We start from the raw sequence: 16,478 nt of genomic DNA, 5'->3' as shown, positions 1-16,478 counted from the left end.
GAAAAATATGCTTAACAAAACGCAAATCCGTTATTGTTTAGACACAATGGCGGATATGTATCCAGAAGCACATTGTGAATTGGTTCATGATAATCCATTTGAACTTGTAATCGAGGTGGCGTTATCTGCACAATGTACGGATGTACTTGTAAATAAAGTGACAAGAAATTTATTTCAAAAATATAAAACACCAGAAGATTATTTAAGTGTTTCTCTAGAAGAATTACAACAAGATATACGCTCTATCGGATTGTATAGAAATAAAGCAAAAAACATTCAAAAATTATGCCGAATGTTATTAGATGACTATAATGGAGAAGTACCGAACGATCGAGATGAACTTACGAAATTACCAGGTGTAGGAAGGAAAACAGCGAATGTTGTAGTTTCCGTAGCGTTTGGAATTCCGGCAATTGCTGTTGATACACATGTGGAGCGAGTGAGTAAACGATTAGCTATGTGTAGATGGAAAGACTCTGTGTTAGAAGTAGAAAAAACATTAATGAAGAAAGTACCAATGGATGAGTGGGGAGTTACACATCATCGTATGATTTTCTTTGGACGTTATCATTGTAAAGCACAACGACCGCAATGTGAGGAATGCAGACTGTTAGAAGTATGTCGTGAAGGAAAGAAGCGAATGAAGGTGAAATAAAGGATGGAACGAGTTATAGAAATACCGAAAGAATTTCACTGTTTACCATTTTTTAAAGAAAGTGTAAATTTAATTAAGTATCATACAGACAATTCTTTTGAAGAGATAATACAAAATACTTACTTTATATTTGATATTGAAAGACAGTATGAGCCGTGGAAGGAAATTGAAAACAGCATTCCAGTGATGTTGAATGTATGGAAAAATAAGCATGAAGACATTGCTATACTGTTTCGAAATAGAAATAAGCAAGAGGCTGAGGGACCAATGATTCTTTTTTCAGCTCACTTGTTATCGGTTGTCTATTGGCTAAATGAACAACCTGTTCATAGTTTGAATGAAATGCAAATAAATACGAATAAATTAAAAGTGCAACCTGTTAATTTTATGGAAAGGTATTCATTTATTATAAAGAAACCGAGTAATTATCATTCTTATATTCAATTAGCGCAGTTGTATATCGAAATAGAAAAGCTGTATGTAAAGAAAATGATAACAAAAAAGAAGTCCGCTTCTCGTTAAGAGAAACGGACTTCTTTTTTTGTATATTAGGACTCTGTTGTAACAACAGCACCGTCTGCGTGAGGTGTATCTCCTCCGGGATTTTGGTGTTGCTGTTCTTGTTGTTTCTTAGCCTCTTCTTCAGCTTTTTTCTTGGCCTCTTCTTCAGCTTTCTTCTTAGCTTCTTCATCAGCTTTTTTCTTAGCTTCTTCATCAGCTTTTTTCTTAGCTTCTTCATCGGCTTTCTTTTGAGCTTCTTCTTGCTGTTTGCGTTGTTGTTCTTGTTGTTGCTGCTGTTGCTGCTGTTGTTGTTCTTGTTGTTTCTTAGCTTCTTCATCAGCTTTTTTCTTAGCTTCTTCTTGTTTTACTTTATCTTCATTAGCTTTTTTCTGGGCTTCCTCATCAGCTTTTTTCTTAGCTTCTTCATCGGCCTTTTTCTTAGCCTCTTCATCAGCTTTTTTCGCATCTGGAGTTCCGCCAGGCGCAGTGAAAGATGCACCAACTGCTGGGCTTGTTCCAGTGCCTTTTTTCGCTACTACAGAGAAGCTGTAAGTAACACCTGGTTTAATACCACCAAGAGTAGCTGTCGTACCACTTATTGATAGGCTACCACTTGAACCGTCAGTTGCTTTATAGCTGGCTGCATATGCATCAACTTCTGCTGGTCCAGACCAGTTTAGTGTAACTGTGCTAGCGCCATCAAAAGTGACATTCAGACCACTAGGAGCATCTACTTTAATTTGTTTAATTGCATCTTTTTTCGCACCTTTTACGTATAACTCTCCGTTTATTTCTTGTACAGAAGAAGGACGTTCAAAGCGTGATTTATCTGTAGCGAATTTGCTCATCATTACTTGGAACATTTGCTGTGCAATTCTAGTGGAGCGATCGCTAACATAATTTTTTGGACCATCTTTTTCGTAACCGGTCCAAACAGCCATTGTGTATTGTGGCGTATATCCAGCAAACCAGCTATCTCTGTTTGCATCAGCTGGGATGTCATATTTTTGAAGAACTGATTCATCAAAGTTTTGTGTTCCTGTTTTACCTGCTACGTCAACACCTGAAACGTATGCTGTTGGACCTGTACCACCAGAACCAGGTTTTACTACGTCACGAAGAACGTCAGTAACCATATAAGCTGTATAGTCTTGCATTGCGCGATGTTCTTTCGGTTTAAAGCTTTTCTTTTTCCCGTCCGGGAAGGTTACTTCTTTTACGAAGTGTGGTTTATTATAGTTACCACTATTACCAAAGGTTGCATATGCACCTGCTACTTCTAATGGAGAACTATCGTTACTACCGATTGCTGTTGATTCGTAGACTTTTCCTTCTTTAAAGGTCATGCCTAAACCTTCAGCAAATTCTTTTGACTTATTAAGACCAACTGTTTGTGCTGTCTTTAAAGCTGGAATGTTTAATGACTTTTTCAAAGCTTCACGTAGTGAAACGTCACCTTTGTAACTCTTTGTTGCATTTTGTATTTTCTTACCATTGGAATACGTATACTCTGAGTCGTTTAATTGATGGTATGTAGACCATTGTAAATTTTCAATTGCCGGACCGTAGTCGAAAATTGGTTTCATTGTTGAACCAACTTGGCGTTTTAAATCAGTTGCCATATTATGACCTTTGAAAGTAGACTTACTTTCTTTACGTCCAGCACCAATTGCTCGAACTTCTCCAGACTGTGTATCCATAAATACGAATGACCCTTGGAATTGATCGTCCGGATACTTAATAAGATTGCCATCCATAATTTTGTCGGCGTAATCTTGAGCATCTTGATCAAGTGTTGTATGAATCGTTAAACCATCTGAACCGATATTTACATCAGGATATTCTTTTTCAACTTCTTTTACAACCGCATCTAAAAATGCTTGATACTTCATCTCAGTTACTTCTGAAGACGGTTGAAGGCCCTCAGTTACTGGAATCTTAACGGCGTTATTCATTTCTTCTTTTGTTATATAACCATGTCGATTCATTAATGATAATACGACATTACGACGATTTGTTGCTCGTTCAACATTTTCCTTTTTTGTTGGATCATAAATGTTTGGACCTTGGGGTAAACCAGCGAGCATAGCAGCTTCATGTAATTGCAAGTCTTTTAAATCTTTACCATAATATTTTTGCGCTGCTGTCGCAATACCGTATGAACGGTTACCTAAATTAATCTTATTTAAGTACATTTCTAAAATCTCATGTTTAGAGTATTGTTGCTCTAATTTGTAAGATAAGTACCATTCTTGCACTTTTCTTTTAGCAGTTTTGTCCATCGTTAGAAAGTAGTTTTTAACGACTTGCTGTGTAATCGTACTACCACCTTGGGAACCGAAACCACCAGTGACATTTTCCATAACTGCTTTTGTAGTTCGTTTAAAATCAATTCCATTATGATCATAGAAACGCGAATCCTCAGTTGCAAGAAATGCATTTTCAACTACTTTTGGAATTTGATCATAAGTAACATGTGTTCGTTTTTCAGCACCGTATTCATAGAAGAAATTTCCGTTTTTATCGAGAAACTTTGTTGATAAAGGATTAACAAGTTTGGATTTGTCTAATTTTGGAGCGTCCTTTACCATAACAAAGAAAGCGGAAACGCCGGCTACAAGACCAACGATACCAAGAAGTAGACAACCTATAAGGAATTTCTTGAAAAAGGAGCCTTTTTTCTTTGGTTTTTCTTCTTTATGTGTTTTTTTCTCTTGATTTTTCACATGATTTCGTTCTGTACGAGAACGATAATTATCTGACATTATACTTTCTCCTACCTTTCATTCTCTCCCCCAAAAGTCGAAAAAAGAGCCTTAGTGATGACTCTATCACGAAAAATAAACCATGTCTAGTACACGGATATAGTCAATCCGAGGGTGATAACCGCATGATAATAAGGATCCATGCTCTTCTATTTCTTCTTTCGTAATCGACTTGCGTCCACCAGTATTTTGACGATTCCAAAATGCAATAATATGTTTTGCATCTAGTAAATAAAATTCATCAAAAAGTGTAAATTTAATAATAACAAATGCAATTCCATTATGAGCAACGACTTGCTTCATATGTTCAATTTGATGAAGGTGGAAGTTTTGAAGTGGGAAACTAGTTTTATTTTTGGTTTCCTTTGCTTCAAAATCGATGTATTTCCCTTTGTATACACCGTTGTAATCTGTTGTAGAAGGTTGTTTAAAATACGCTTCTTTTACCACTGCAGCACTTCGAGCGGGGTAATCTACTTTTACAATTTGAAGAGGTGTAGGCTTTTTATGTACACATGCAATATTATGGGTTAAGTAATATTGATTTGTTTCATTCAATTCCTCTTCAAGGGACATACCTCTATTACTATAAGTATGTGTTTTTATAGGTGTTTTTTGAGGTTGTGAAGCTTGATTATACCTTTTTCCATTTGGGTAACGAATGGTCATAGTGTGTCCACCCCCAACTTGCTAAGAATTACTTACAAAGGTGATTATATCAAAAAATGAAAAAAGATGTGACCTTTTTGATGAAAGGTATGATGACTTATTTATGTTTACATGGAATGATTATATGAAAATTAAACAAAATCGAGAAAAAAATTTTTGTACAGAGGAAGAAAAAGCAATCATTCACAATATTAAAAAGAAAACAGAAATAGCTAATGTGGACAATATTTCTCGGACACAATCTTATCAAGAATATTATTTGAGAAATAGTGAAATCAGGTGGGCCTTTTTAGCGAGTATGGTTTCGAGAAATGCGGGCTGGAATATGACTGATTTAGAAGGGAGATATTATGCTACTGTTTTACCTAGAACGGTAAAAAAACATTTATTTCTTCTGTACGAACAGGCTAATTGGATTATTTTTTTAGATGCATTTCCTCAGCTATTATTGTATGAGGAAAGTAAGAAGAGACATGCACCTCTCTTTCATTTGTTGCAATACTTCAACGTATCAATTTTTATGGAAAAAGAATGGTTACTTTTCTGGGAAAGAAGAGATATGAATAGACTTATGACAGCGCTTATTATAAATGAACAAAATAAAATTCAAAAACCAGTCATTGAGAACACATATTTTAAAAAACATGTATTCCATACTGCACTTTTTAAAGTACAAGAAAGACTTCATATTAGTGCAGTTATCTTCCCAACAATTGAAGGGAGAATGTATGGGTTTTCGGTTTATCAATTTGAAACGTTACAACAGCGTATAGAACTAGGAAAAAAATTAGCATGGTTATTGTTTCATCCAATTTATAATGGTTCGTTTTATAAGTTTGCACTGCAAACTACACATACTGGGTCTAGAGAAGATTATGAAGTTTACGCAAAGGAAACTCGAAAGTCTTATACGCCAACACTTAGAGATATTTATCCTGTTATTTTACATGAAGAAATAAAAATGAGAGATTGGTTTTGTGCAAATATGAAAATGAATGTGCTATTTGTACTTGAAGAACCTAAAGGGGAAGTTAATATAACAGAATGGTATAGAAGAAAGAGAGAACAAATCTATAGGCTATCTATCGTAAACCGTTTTGCTAAAAGGATCGATGAGTTCATGATATAATAAAAAAGAAGTCCCGTCTTCCATTTTGAAGACGGGACTTCTTAATTTGAAAAAATTCTGCTATGCGTGCTACAACTTTAATTTCAAAACGTAATGCTAGTAGGAGATTAAGGATGATTTGAAATTTAAATGTTCGTAATAAAGTCTCGCTTTATGTAGCAGGGAAGTTTGGACCATCTAGCTTTGGATTGCCAGTCTCGGGTTTATTTTGTTGTTTGTTTTGGTTTTTCTTTTTTTCATTTTTGTTCTTTGCCATTGTAATACACCTCCTTTTTGTATTGTTACCATTTCTATAAATGACATACGAAATGATTTCTTTGACGAATAACAACTAGTTTTGTCATGTGGGCAGGAGTGGTGAATCATCCGGCGAAATTACATGACAAAGGAAAAGCAAAGAAGGAGGCGTTTTGTATATGGCGATGGTTCAGAAGGAAGATGTAATGAAAAAAATGGATCAAATGTTAAGTTCTCTCGATTTGCTGGAAATGAATATAGGGATTAGAATGAATCATGCATTAAAGGATGCGAGTGAAAAAATATGTAATAAGATAGAAATAACAGAAATGCATATTGAACATATGGAAAATAAATTAGTGCATCACGAAGAAAAAGGGAATTGGGTGAAGACATTTCAAAACGTCGTAGTGAGTGCATAATAAGGTGGGAAAGAAATGAAGAATGAAGCATTAATACAGTCTTCAGAAAAACTCATGCAGTATAATAATGAAGCGAATGTAAAAAAAAGAGAACTAACTGAATACGACTTTTATAAGGATATGAAACCGTTTGTAGATATGGTAGATGAGGAATTAAAGAAGTGGAAAGAATTAGCTTATACGTGGATTAAAGAAGAAAAGCCAAAGTATATACATGTACAGCAAATTGATCAAGTATACGATAATTTACAAACGAATGTGTTGCAATGCTTTGTAAATAAAGGTAAAGGTAAACGATTCTTTGAAACACACCAAGCCATTTCGTATACTTTGCAAAATATAGTTGAGCAATGTAAATAACAAGAGGGAGAGCCCTCTTGTTATTTTTATGCTTCTGTCATTGTTGTAGGTTTTGTTGCGCCGTTTATTTCTAATTCTTTTATTAATGTTCGATAATCTGATATGCATATTTTTCCTTCGAGATACCAATGTCTCGCAAAGTCTAATAATTCATTTGCATTCTCTGTGCAATACCCCTTTTTTTGAGAAAACGCTTGTTTTAAATCCCCTAATACCATGTTGATTCCTCCCCCATGAGAATCTTCTTCTTAATTATCATAGCATGGAAGGGTTTTCTTTTTTAATTTTTTAAAAATTTAAACTTCCGACAAAAATAGACATATATTCCATCACACATATTATTTTATAGGTACATATTATATATGTAGAAACTTATGTGAAGGAGGAGAGAATGCATGTTTCAACAACCTAACGTATATCAGCAAACGAATCCATATGCACAGCAAAATATGTACCAATATAATACGGATACATATTTACGGTATAATATGTATCCTTTCGAGCCTTATTATGGAAATCAAAATTATTATCAACCGTTTGAAGTGTCCTTTATGAATCAAGCTCAGCAACCATACATGAATCAACCACAGCAGCAGCCTTATATGAATTCGCAATATTATATGCCACCGCCATCGCCGTATGCTAATCAACAAGCGATGTTTTATCCACCAAAACAACCGTACCCGACGCAGGGTAAGCAAAAGCAACAACAGCCAAGCCAGTTTTCTAGTTTTGTTTCTCAATTTAAAACATCAGATGGTAACTATGATGTAAATAAAATGATGAATACAGCTGGACAAATGATGAATGCGATGAATCAAGTGACAGGTATTGTAAAGCAAGTTGGAGGCTTTTTTGGTAAGTGATGTTGAAGGATTGTCTATAAAAACAATGTAAATGAAATAAAGGACTAGACAAATTTCCTTGTAATAAATGGGTATATATAACAAACGGCTTTCTCTCTTTTCTCATACTGTAAAGTGTAATCAGATTTTTTTAACGAGAGAGGAGAGAAAAAACTATGCATCATTGTCATCCTTGCTTTGGAGGGCATAAGCCTACAGGACCTATTTGTACGACTGCTCCTGTCATTCATCCGACGAAACAATGCGTAACACACTCTTTTTCAACAACGGTGGTGCCACACATTTTCCCAACACATACAACACATGTACATCATCAACAAATTAAAAACCAAAACTTCTTCCCACAAACAAATTCAAATGTAAATGTTGTGGACCCAATCGACCCAGGATTCGGTGGCGGATGTGGACCGTGTGGTCATGGACATCATGGACATCATGGACATCACGTATCACCATTTGGTCCAGGACCAAATGTATCTCCGTTTGGACCAAACGTATCACCATTCGGACCGAATATTGGACCAAACGTATCACCATTCGGTCCAAATATCGGACCAAACGTTGGTGGAATGTTTAAAAAGTAAATGATATGTTAGAACTAGCGAAATGCTAGTTCTTTTTTTGTAATTGGAGTGTTGATATGAAAGTTATTGCAGTAACAGGATATAAGCCATTTGAACTTGGAATATTTAAAAATGATCATCCAGGGGTGGAGTGTATAAAGAAAGCGTTACACCGTAAATTAACCAATTTTGTAGAAGATGGTTTAGAGTGGGTTATAATAAGTGGCCAATTAGGTGTAGAATTATGGGCTGCTGAAGTTGTTTTTGAAATTCAAGTAGAATATCCAGATTTAAAATTAGCGGTATTCACTCCGTTTTTAGAACAAGAAGAAAATTGGAAAGAAGATAATCGTGAATATTACGAATTTATCCTTTCTCAAGCAGACCATGTTGATAGTATCACGAAACGGAAGTATGAAAGTCCAGAGCAATTTAAATTAAAAAATCAATTTTTTATTGAAAAAAGTGATGCGCTTTTAGCGGTATACGATGAAGAAAAACCAGGAAGTCCCAAATATATTGTAGAAGCAGCAAAGAAAAAAGGAGAAATAGAAAATTATCACAGTTATTTCATTCTTTTTTCTGATTTACAAGATATAATAGAAGAGGAACAGTGGAATAATGCAGAGTAAATATGTAATATAGTACTCGTATATATGATTGACAAAAAGCATTGTTTCTGAAAAAATTTAGTTAATGAAAGTTTTGGTAAAAATTTGAGGTGAAGAAAATGATTTCGGATAAAATTAAATTAACAGCGAAAGATATTTTAGAAAAAGAATTTAAAACAGGTATGAGAGGTTATCAGCAAGAAGAAGTAGACAAGTTTCTTGATATGATCATTAAAGACTATGAAGCTTTCCACAAAGAGTTTGAGCAATTAAAGCAACAAAATGCTCGTTTAAAGCGTGAATTAGAGGAACAAAAACTAGCAGTAACGCAAGTTCCACAACAACCTGTACAAACACCAGTTGCACAACCAGTTTATAACAACACGAATACGGATATTTTAAAACGCTTATCTAACTTAGAAAAAGCTGTATTTGGAAGTAAGTTATACGAATGATGTAAGGTGGAAAAAGGTTTAAGCATTTTACATAGAAAAAAACGTTGCAAAATCTTTTTGTTTCCACTATACTAATGGATGTCATAACGTTTGGGTAATCGCTGCAACGCCAACGTTGTAGAGGAAAGTCCATGCTCGCACGGCCTGAGATGGCTGTAGTGTTCGTGCCTAGCCAATTCATAAGCTAGGGTATTCTGGCTGTAAGGCTGGTTTAACGGCAGGGAAAAAACCTAAGTCCTTTCGGATATGGTTTGACTACCTTTAAAGTGCCACAGTGACGAAGTCCTTGAAGAAATGATAGGAGTGGAACGAGGTAAACCCCACGAGCGAGAAACCCAAATAATGGTAGGGGAATCTTTTCCAAGGAAATGAACGACGGGAAAGGACAGGTTTTATAACCTGTAGATAGATGATTGCCACCGGAGTACGAGGCGTGGGCCGTTTGTAGTACAAAGGAACAGAACATGGCTTACAGAACGTTATGAACCAACTATGAAATAACTCAGCTCTCCTTTGTTAGAGGAGGGCTTTTTATTTGTATGAAGTTATAAAGTATGAGTTAAAATGGTTAATGAGAAAATTTTTCGTAAAATGTAATGATTAATAGGACCAATTGCTATTAATTATTGTTTGAATATACATAAGAGGTGAATGCAAATGGGAAAAGTTACTTTAATTGCAACAGCGGCAATGGGTATTGAAGCGTTAGTTGCCCGAGAAGTTCGCGATCTTGGTTATGAATGTCAAGTAGAAAACAGCAAAGTAACATTTGAAGCAGATGAAAAGGCGATTTGTCGCACGAATTTATGGTTACGTACTGCGGACCGTGTAAAAATTAAAGTTGGCGAATTTAAAGCAACAACATTTGATGAGCTATTTGAAAAAACGAAAGCATTAAACTGGGGAGATTATATTCCAGAGAATGGCGAATTCCCTGTTATCGGAAAATCTTTGAAATCTGAATTATTCAGTGTTTCGGATTGCCAACGTATCGTTAAAAAAGCTGTCGTTGAAAAATTAAAAACAACATATAAACGTACAACTTGGTTTGAAGAAGATGGTCCGTTATTCCGTATCGAGATTGCAATGCTAAAGGATATTGCAACATTAACAATTGATGCGAGCGGTGTTGGACTTCATAAACGTGGATACCGTATGGATCAAGGGGAAGCTCCGTTAAAAGAAACATTAGCTGCGTCTTTAATTAAATTAACAAACTGGAAGCCAGATCGTCCATTTGTTGATCCATTCTGTGGATCAGGTACAATTCCGATTGAAGCAGCATTAATTGGACAAAACATTGCACCAGGATTTAACCGTGGTTTCGCATCTGACGAGTGGGGCTGGGTAGGTAAACAAAACTGGCGTGAAGCTCGTCAAGAAGCTGAAGATTTAGCGAACTATGATCAACGATTACAAATCATTGGATCCGATATTGATCATCGTATGATTCGAGTTGCTCAAGATAACGCAGAAGAAGTAGGCTTGGGCGATTTAATTACATTTAAACAAATGCAAGTAAAAGATTTCACAACAAAAGAGGATTATGGCTACGTTGTAACGAATCCTCCATACGGAGAACGTTTAAGTGAAAAAGCACTCGTTGAACAACTGTACAAAGAAATGGGACAAGTATTCCGCCCATTAGATACATGGTCAGCGTATGTATTAACAAGCTATGAAGCATTTGAGAAGTGTTACGGAAAAGATGCGTCGAAGAAGCGTAAGCTGTTTAACGGATTTATCCGTACAGATTACTACCAATACTTCGGAAAACGTCCACCGCGTAATTCATAGTATAAAACTCCTCCAGCGCGCATATACTGGCTATTATGTAATGCGTAAAGGAGGAAGTCATATGGATAATTTTCAATTATCAATGATTCAAAAAGCTATTCACCGTACGTATGATGAGCTCGGAAAAGAAGTGGATAGTCAAGGTGCGATTGCAGATGAAATACAAAAAGCACAAGAAGAATATTTGTCAGCTCTTTCACATGAAACAGCGATTGATAAACGGTATTTAAAGTCATTAATATAGAAGAAAATTTTCCTTTTTCGAAAGGAAAATTTTTTTTCGTGAATTTCTATGTATTGCAACAGGGGAAAGTGGCTGCACACATATGCGTAGCAGTTGCTATTATCTTTTTATAGAAAAACTTTTTGGTTGGAGGCTAAGGATGTTTACTGAGAAGAGATTACCATTTGAAGTAGGAAAACAAGATAATTTTTATGATAAGTTGAATGAGTGGATTGGAGATGTGTTTTACGACATCCTTCCGGAAAAAGGCTTTGAAGAGCGTGATGAACAAATTTTTATGGCGTTTCAGTTAGAACGCGCTTTCCAAGAAAAGAAAGTTATGTTCGCAGAAGCTGGTGTAGGAACAGGGAAAACAATTGTATATCTTCTATATGCAATTTGTTACGCGCGTTATACTGGGAAGCCAGCTATTATTGCTTGTGCAGATGAAACGTTAATTGAGCAGCTTGTGAAAGAAGAAGGGGACATTGCGAAATTATCTGAAGCATTAGGGCTATCTGTTGATGTAAGGCTTGCAAAATCAATGGATAATTATTTATGCTTACGTAAACTTGAAGATGTTATGAGTGGACGAGCTCCAGAAGTAATTGAAGACGTATATTACGAGTTACCACAGTTTGTATTCGATCATGGTACAATGCAAAACTTTACTCACTATGGTGACAGAAAAGAATTTCCACTTTTAAATGACGAAGAATGGTCAAAAGTAAATTGGGATTACTTCCAAGATTGCTTTACTTGTGATTCTCGTCATCGTTGTGGACAAACTCTTTCTCGTGAACATTATCGTAAAGCAGCAGATTTAATTATTTGTTCTCAAGATTTCTATATGGATCATATTTGGACGTACGATGCTCGTAAGCGTGAAGGGCAAATTCCGTTATTACCAGAAAGTAGCTGTGTTGTATTCGATGAAGGACATCTTGTAGAATATGCAGCTCAAAAAGCTTTAACATACCGTTTAAAGCAAACGATGATGGAGCAACTTTTAACAAGATTGTTGCAAAACGATATTCGTGAGGAGTTTGCACATTTAGTAGAAGAAACAATTTGGCAAACAGAGCGATTCTTTGATGTGTTACAAGAAAACAAAAAAGAAATTGCTGGTTCTGATCGTTTAGAAATTACTGTGACAGAAAAAGTAACAGCTGAAGCGAAACGACTTTATGCAAAAATCGGTGAAGTTGGAGATGCATTAGTATTCGAAAGTGAAATGCATACAGTAAACACGTATGATTTAAATATTGTTGATGAGCATTTAGATGTATTAGAACATTCACTTCGTCTGTTCATGCATGAGAAAAATGTAATTACTTGGGGTGAAGAAGGTGATGGAGCCTTCACGTTAGTAATTATGCCACGTGCAGTTGAAGAAGTGTTACAAGAGAAAGTATTCTCAAAGAAAATCCCGTATATCTTCTCGTCTGCTACATTATCTAATAACGATTCATTCGCGTTTACAGCGAATAGCTTAGGGGTAAAAGATTACTTATCATTCTCAGTTGCCTCACCGTTTGATTATGAGGAGCAAATGGCAGTAAACTTACTATCGCATACGAAAGAAAATGAATGGGAAAGAAAGTGTCAATATACACTTGAAAATATACAAAAAACAAATGGACGTACACTTGTATTATTCCGTACAACGCAAGAACTTGCAGCGTTCAAAGAGTATGTAAGTAAAGAGCAAATGTCGGTTCCGTTCTTATATGAAGGAGATCAGGAAATTAGCCAGCTCGTTTCTCGTTTCCAAAATGAAGAAGAGACTGTACTTTGTGCCGTTCATTTATGGGAAGGTTTAGATATTCCTGGTTCATCATTATCACATGTTATCATTTGGTCATTACCATTCCCTCCAAACGATCCGGTGTTTGAAGCGAAGCGTAAACATGTGAATGATCCGTTCTGGGATGTAGATGTACCATATATGATTTTACGTCTTCGTCAAGGTATTGGTCGTTTAATTCGTACGAGCGACGATAAAGGTGCTATTTCAATCTTCTTATCTAATACAGAAGATGAGAAAGTGGTAGAAGCGGTGAAAAACGTACTACCGATAGAAGGTAAAGAATTATAAGGAGAAAGCTTGGCGCTTGCCAAGCTTTTTTTCTATTATAAAAGGAATTTAGATTTTCATGTCGAATTAAGTTTGAGGTAGAAAAGGGAGGTTTTTATACGATGACAGTAGCTACATATGAAGTAGAAAAACAATTTTTAACATATGTGAAGAAGATACAAAATTACGGAGAAGCATTAAGTTTAATGTTTTGGGACTTAAGAACAGGGGCGCCTAAAAAAGGTGTTGATCAACGTTCAGAAGTAATTGGTATGCTTTCATCAGAAGTGTTTGCTATGTCGACTTCAGATGAGATGGGAAATTATTTAACAGAGCTTGAAGCTTTAATAAGTGAAGACAAACTTTCTGCAACGACGAAGAAAATGGTTGAAGAGTGTCGGAAAGAATATGATAGAAATAAGAAAATTCCACAAGCGGAATACGAAGTGTATGTGAAATTAGAAGCGAAAGCAGAGAGTGTGTGGGAAGAAGCTCGCGAAAAATCTGATTTCGAAATGTTCCGCCCGTACTTAGAAAAAATTGTTGAATTTAAAAAGAAATTTATTACATATTGGGGTTACGAAACATATAAATACAATACATTATTAGACATGTATGAGCCAGGTATTACAGTAGAAGTTTTAGATCACGTATTTGGTCAACTTCGTGAGCGCATCGTGCCGCTTGTAAAAGAAATCTCTGAGTCTAAAAAAGGATTAAAAACAAGTGCTTTATCGGAAAAATTTTCAAAAGAAAAACAAAAGAACTTTACATTAGAACTATTAAAGCAATTGAATTATGACTTTGAAGCAGGTCGTCTTGATGAAACAGTACATCCATTCGAGATTACATTAAATAGAGGGGATGTTCGTATTACGACACGCTATGACGAAAAGGATTTCCGCATGGCTGTGTTTGGAACAATTCATGAATGTGGTCATGCTGTATATGAACAAAATATTGCAGAGAAATTTGAAGGTACACCGTTATGTAGTGGAACATCTATGGGTATTCATGAGTCACAATCGTTATTCTTTGAGAACTTTATCGGCCGTAATAAATCATTCTGGAAGAAAAATTATGATTTATTAAAAGAGTATAGCAATGGTCAATTTGATGATATGTCAGTCGATGAATTTTATGATGCAATTAACGAATCGAAGCCGTCATTCATTCGTATAGAAGCAGATGAGCTTACATACCCGCTTCATGTTATGGTGCGTTATGAATTAGAGAAAGAATTATTTGATGGTACATTACAAGTGAAGGACTTACCAGCAGCTTGGAATGATAAGATGGAAGCATATTTAGGAATTCGTCCGGAAAATGATGCGCAAGGTGTATTGCAAGATGTTCACTGGGCTGGTGGCTCATTTGGATACTTCCCATCTTATGCGCTTGGTTACATGTATGCAGCGCAATTTAAGCAAAGAATGTTAAAAGACATTCCGAACTTTGATGCATTATTAGAAGAAGGAAACGTAACACCAATTCGTGAATGGTTAACAGAACATATTCACCAATATGGTAAAACGAAAAAGCCACTTGAAATTTTAGAAGATGTAACAGGCGAAGGGTTAAATGCAAATTACTTAGCAGATTATTTAGAAGTGAAGTATAAAGAAATTTATGAGTTATAAAAAAGAGCTGCTTACTTGCAGCTTTTTTTTATAGGGGGATAGAAGATGGTTTATACATATACAGTAATGACGCAAGAAGAGGCGGAAGAGATTGCATATAACTGGCATTATAAAGGGGAATATTCCTTTTACGATATAGAGGCAGATGAAGAAGATTTAGCTGAGTTTTTAGAGGGTGAGAGTAGAGGGAATCATGTATTTTCTGTGAAAGAAAATGGTACTCTCATTGGGTTCTTTACGGTTTGTAAAATAAATAATGGAACGGTTGAGATAGGACTTGGAATGAGACCTGATATAACTGGCAATGGATTTGGTTTACAGTTCGTGAATGCTGGACTAGCTTTTAGCAAAGAAAAATACGGATGCAAATATATAACACTATCAGTAGCGACATTTAATGAGAGAGCGATAAAAGTGTATAAAAGGGCGGGATTTGAAGCGGTTGGAACGTTTATACAGAAAACAAATGGTGGTTGTTTTGAGTTCTTGAAAATGAACTATATATGTAAACGTGATTAAAAAACAGAGGGATCTTCTGTTTTTTTATTTTGATTTAGAAATATATGATACATATTTTTTACTTGTTGTAATTGAGAGTTTTGAAATTTTGGTAGAGGGTGTGTATGATAGAAGTTTAGTAGCAAATAGTAGGTTTAGCAAGGAAGGATAGAGGTAGTATGATTACAATTAAAACGAAAAATGAAATAGATTTGATGCATGAATCTGGAAAATTACTTGCTTCATGTCATAAAGAAATTGCGAAAATGATAAAGCCAGGTATAACGACACAAGAGATTGATACGTTTGTTGAAATGTATTTAAAAAAGCATGGTGCCACATCTGAACAGAAAGGTTACAACGGGTATCCATATGCGATATGTGCATCTGTAAACGATGAAATGTGTCATGCGTTTCCGGCCGATGTTCCTTTAACTGAGGGTAATATTGTAACAATTGACACGGTAGTAAACTTAAATGGGGGTCTTTCAGATTCTGCTTGGACGTATAGAGTTGGAAAAGTTTCTGATGAAGCAGAAAAGTTGTTGTTAGTAGCTGAGAATGCTTTGTATAAAGGGATTGATCAGGCGGTAATTGGTAATCATGTAGGAGACATTGGCTATGCAATTGAAAGTTATGTAACAAATGAAGGTTTTTCTGTCGCAAGAGACTTTACGGGACATGGGATTGGTAAAGAGATTCATGAAGAACCAGCAATTTTTCATTTTGGGAAACAAGGACAAGGACCTCAGTTACAAGAAGGAATGGTAATTACAATTGAACCGATTGTAAATATAGGTATGCGATATTCTAAAGTAGATTTAAATGGGTGGACTGTACGAACGATGGACGGGAAATTATCAGCTCAATATGAGCATACAATTGCGATTACAAAAGATGGGCCAATCATTTTAACGAAGTTGTAATTGGGAATGAAAGAGTTTGCAAAACTCGAACAAAGATAGTGGTTTTTAAAAATTTGTACGTGTTTTTTTGATAAATGCTTTTCA

19 protein-coding genes and 1 other RNA gene are annotated in these 16,478 nt (G+C 35.5%); 16 read left to right on the top strand and 4 right to left on the bottom strand.

What is annotated here, in order from left to right; genetic code table 11:
• The first annotated feature begins 7 nt into the window (after positions 1 to 7).
• Both nth and ACS2CR_RS21065 read left to right on the top strand, forming a co-directional pair.
• On the top strand, positions 8 to 655 hold the full coding sequence (gene nth / locus ACS2CR_RS21070; RefSeq protein WP_153602800.1) for an endonuclease III: 648 nt from the start codon (positions 8 to 10) through the stop codon (positions 653 to 655).
• Between the two features lie 3 nt (positions 656 to 658).
• Entirely contained in the window at positions 659 to 1,177 is a 519-nt protein-coding gene (locus tag ACS2CR_RS21065) for a YpoC family protein (protein WP_000442653.1), read from the top strand.
• A gap of 26 nt (positions 1,178 to 1,203) precedes the next feature.
• On the opposite strand, the gene ACS2CR_RS21060 is transcribed toward ACS2CR_RS21065, so the two are convergent.
• Positions 1,204 to 3,921, bottom strand: a complete 2,718-nt coding sequence (locus ACS2CR_RS21060) for a PBP1A family penicillin-binding protein (RefSeq protein WP_153602799.1) — start codon at positions 3,919 to 3,921, stop codon at positions 1,204 to 1,206.
• A gap of 66 nt (positions 3,922 to 3,987) precedes the next feature.
• Positions 3,988 to 4,590: a Holliday junction resolvase RecU gene (gene recU, locus ACS2CR_RS21055; RefSeq protein ID WP_000155598.1), complete on the bottom strand. Its 603-nt coding sequence runs from the start codon at positions 4,588 to 4,590 to the stop codon at positions 3,988 to 3,990.
• A gap of 103 nt (positions 4,591 to 4,693) precedes the next feature.
• On the opposite strand from recU, the gene ACS2CR_RS21050 reads away from it, so the two are divergent.
• On the top strand, positions 4,694 to 5,719 hold the full coding sequence (locus ACS2CR_RS21050; RefSeq protein ID WP_000495654.1) for a DUF2515 domain-containing protein: 1,026 nt from the start codon (positions 4,694 to 4,696) through the stop codon (positions 5,717 to 5,719).
• A 151-nt stretch (positions 5,720 to 5,870) separates the two neighbouring features.
• Here the strand turns inward: ACS2CR_RS21050 and ACS2CR_RS21045 are convergent, their stop codons facing one another.
• Complete coding sequence (locus ACS2CR_RS21045; protein ID WP_001987054.1) at positions 5,871 to 6,050, bottom strand: hypothetical protein; 180 nt, start codon at positions 6,048 to 6,050, stop codon at positions 5,871 to 5,873.
• Between the two features lie 85 nt (positions 6,051 to 6,135).
• Between ACS2CR_RS21045 and ACS2CR_RS21040 the strand changes: the two genes are divergently transcribed.
• Entirely contained in the window at positions 6,136 to 6,378 is a 243-nt protein-coding gene (locus ACS2CR_RS21040) for a hypothetical protein (RefSeq protein ID WP_001252036.1), read from the top strand.
• A 15-nt stretch (positions 6,379 to 6,393) separates the two neighbouring features.
• Complete coding sequence (locus ACS2CR_RS21035; RefSeq protein WP_000786940.1) at positions 6,394 to 6,738, top strand: YppE family protein; 345 nt, start codon at positions 6,394 to 6,396, stop codon at positions 6,736 to 6,738.
• A gap of 26 nt (positions 6,739 to 6,764) precedes the next feature.
• On the opposite strand, the gene ACS2CR_RS21030 is transcribed toward ACS2CR_RS21035, so the two are convergent.
• Positions 6,765 to 6,956, bottom strand: a complete 192-nt coding sequence (locus tag ACS2CR_RS21030; protein ID WP_000242652.1) for a YppF family protein — start codon at positions 6,954 to 6,956, stop codon at positions 6,765 to 6,767.
• 177 nt (positions 6,957 to 7,133) lie between these two features.
• On the opposite strand from ACS2CR_RS21030, the gene ACS2CR_RS21025 reads away from it, so the two are divergent.
• The 11 genes from ACS2CR_RS21025 to ACS2CR_RS20975 all read left to right on the top strand — a co-directional run bounded on the left by ACS2CR_RS21025 (position 7,134) and on the right by ACS2CR_RS20975 (position 16,394).
• On the top strand, positions 7,134 to 7,604 hold the full coding sequence (locus ACS2CR_RS21025; protein ID WP_053514230.1) for a YppG family protein: 471 nt from the start codon (positions 7,134 to 7,136) through the stop codon (positions 7,602 to 7,604).
• 155 nt (positions 7,605 to 7,759) lie between these two features.
• The gene (locus ACS2CR_RS21020) at positions 7,760 to 8,188 is read left to right on the top strand and encodes a CotD family spore coat protein (protein WP_000546268.1); all 429 of its coding nucleotides are present in this window, start codon (positions 7,760 to 7,762) and stop codon (positions 8,186 to 8,188) included.
• Positions 8,189 to 8,244: 56 nt separating this feature from the next.
• Positions 8,245 to 8,799 carry a DUF1273 domain-containing protein gene (locus ACS2CR_RS21015; RefSeq protein ID WP_000862912.1) on the top strand — a complete coding sequence of 185 codons (555 nt, stop codon included), beginning with the start codon at positions 8,245 to 8,247 and terminating at the stop codon, positions 8,797 to 8,799.
• Positions 8,800 to 8,897: 98 nt separating this feature from the next.
• Positions 8,898 to 9,233: a cell division regulator GpsB gene (gene gpsB / locus ACS2CR_RS21010; RefSeq protein ID WP_000622431.1), complete on the top strand. Its 336-nt coding sequence runs from the start codon at positions 8,898 to 8,900 to the stop codon at positions 9,231 to 9,233.
• An 86-nt stretch (positions 9,234 to 9,319) separates the two neighbouring features.
• Positions 9,320 to 9,710: RNase P RNA component class B (gene rnpB / locus ACS2CR_RS21005), an RNA gene on the top strand.
• Positions 9,711 to 9,890: 180 nt separating this feature from the next.
• Entirely contained in the window at positions 9,891 to 11,030 is a 1,140-nt protein-coding gene (locus ACS2CR_RS21000; protein WP_000521224.1) for a THUMP domain-containing class I SAM-dependent RNA methyltransferase, read from the top strand.
• A gap of 61 nt (positions 11,031 to 11,091) precedes the next feature.
• Positions 11,092 to 11,274, top strand: coding sequence for a DUF3921 family protein (locus tag ACS2CR_RS20995; protein ID WP_021728643.1), 183 nt, complete (start codon positions 11,092 to 11,094; stop codon positions 11,272 to 11,274).
• A 139-nt stretch (positions 11,275 to 11,413) separates the two neighbouring features.
• On the top strand, positions 11,414 to 13,351 hold the full coding sequence (locus tag ACS2CR_RS20990; RefSeq protein ID WP_021728644.1) for an ATP-dependent DNA helicase: 1,938 nt from the start codon (positions 11,414 to 11,416) through the stop codon (positions 13,349 to 13,351).
• 101 nt (positions 13,352 to 13,452) lie between these two features.
• Positions 13,453 to 14,970, top strand: coding sequence for a carboxypeptidase (gene ypwA / locus ACS2CR_RS20985; RefSeq protein ID WP_053514229.1), 1,518 nt, complete (start codon positions 13,453 to 13,455; stop codon positions 14,968 to 14,970).
• A gap of 45 nt (positions 14,971 to 15,015) precedes the next feature.
• Positions 15,016 to 15,489, top strand: a complete 474-nt coding sequence (locus ACS2CR_RS20980) for a GNAT family N-acetyltransferase (RefSeq protein WP_053514228.1) — start codon at positions 15,016 to 15,018, stop codon at positions 15,487 to 15,489.
• A 158-nt stretch (positions 15,490 to 15,647) separates the two neighbouring features.
• Positions 15,648 to 16,394, top strand: coding sequence for a type I methionyl aminopeptidase (locus tag ACS2CR_RS20975; protein ID WP_000628415.1), 747 nt, complete (start codon positions 15,648 to 15,650; stop codon positions 16,392 to 16,394).
• Positions 16,395 to 16,478 lie beyond the last annotated feature (84 nt).

This window comes from Bacillus cereus group sp. BceL291 (assembly GCF_051776705.1).
In the GTDB taxonomy this organism is placed as follows: domain Bacteria; phylum Bacillota; class Bacilli; order Bacillales; family Bacillaceae_G; genus Bacillus_A; species Bacillus_A cereus.
The sequence above is the reverse complement of the archived record's forward strand: the minus strand, read 5'-3'. Positions and strand labels throughout refer to the sequence as shown.